The organism is Prevotella sp. MGM1 (assembly GCF_002933775.1).
Lineage (GTDB): Bacteria > Bacteroidota > Bacteroidia > Bacteroidales > Bacteroidaceae > Prevotella.
This window is the reverse complement of the sequence record NZ_BEWV01000040.1, coordinates 1-912: the sequence shown is the minus strand read 5'-3', so window position 1 is coordinate 912 and position 912 is coordinate 1. Positions and strand designations below refer to the sequence as shown.

General features: G+C 46.3%; 2 protein-coding genes. Both read right to left on the bottom strand.

Annotated features, from left to right (window positions below; genetic code table 11):
* Nucleotides 1-23: 23 nt before the first annotated feature.
* Nucleotides 24-350 carry a helix-turn-helix domain-containing protein gene (locus tag MoGM_RS00625; protein ID WP_104368302.1) on the bottom strand — a complete coding sequence of 109 codons (327 nt, stop codon included), beginning with the start codon at nucleotides 348-350 and terminating at the stop codon, nucleotides 24-26.
* Between the two features lie 27 nt (nucleotides 351-377).
* Complete coding sequence (locus MoGM_RS00620; protein WP_104368301.1) at nucleotides 378-629, bottom strand: hypothetical protein; 252 nt, start codon at nucleotides 627-629, stop codon at nucleotides 378-380.
* Nucleotides 630-912 lie beyond the last annotated feature (283 nt).

Below are 912 nucleotides of genomic sequence, written 5' to 3'. Positions count from 1 at the left end.
GGTAAGAGTGGGATTGATTTTCATTACTCTGTATGACTGTCAGATGATACAGCCATTGCGCTTTTCTTCTTCCGCTTGCCCTCCACTGCCGACATGATACGCTGCACATCTTCGGGGTGGTAATATATCTTGTGGTTGATTTGGCTATATCCCAACGTCCCGTTGTCCCGAAGCGTCTGCAATGTGCGTGGGCTGATGTTGAGCATCCGGCAAACGTCCTGATTGTCCATCCACTCGCTCATCTTCTTTTCTCCGTGCCGCCGACAGATGGCATCCATGCGACTGACGAAACGGTCGAACTTGGCGACCATTGCCTCAAAGGTCTTTCTTTCAATTGATACGATTTCCATTGTCTTTTTGTATTAATAGTTGATGATTTAATTTTTAGTTTCCATGTGGGCTGCATCATCCGTTTCTGTAATGACACATATAGGCTGATTGCTGCCTGTCAGGTTCAGTGCTGAAGTGATGTAACAGATAAGCAATGAATGACGACATTGCGTCATGAAGTCATTGAATCCATACGTCACCGAATTGTCGGATAACCGGGTTTCCGACGGTTCGGGTATCCGCTTCGGCAAGTGTCCGAAGAAGCTGTTTTCCGGGTATTTGAATGTTCCGTTTCTCATATCTTCAAATCGTTGGTTTCTTGAATCATGCTGCAAATAAACAACGATATTCTGGAACATGTATCACTTCTCCGAAAAGTGGCAGCAAGTGGCACAGGGTGGTAGAGGTAGGCATAGCTAAAATCCTGTTTAACATGCGATTTTAACCGTAATTTTGCCCACGGACAGCAGGGTTCGCCGATGGTGGCGCAGCCGGAGTCCTGAAAGGTATCTTCCCATCCGTCCCCTGACGGATTTTTATGTTCACCTGAACATAGCAAGGTATGTTTTCAGCCGCTCAAAA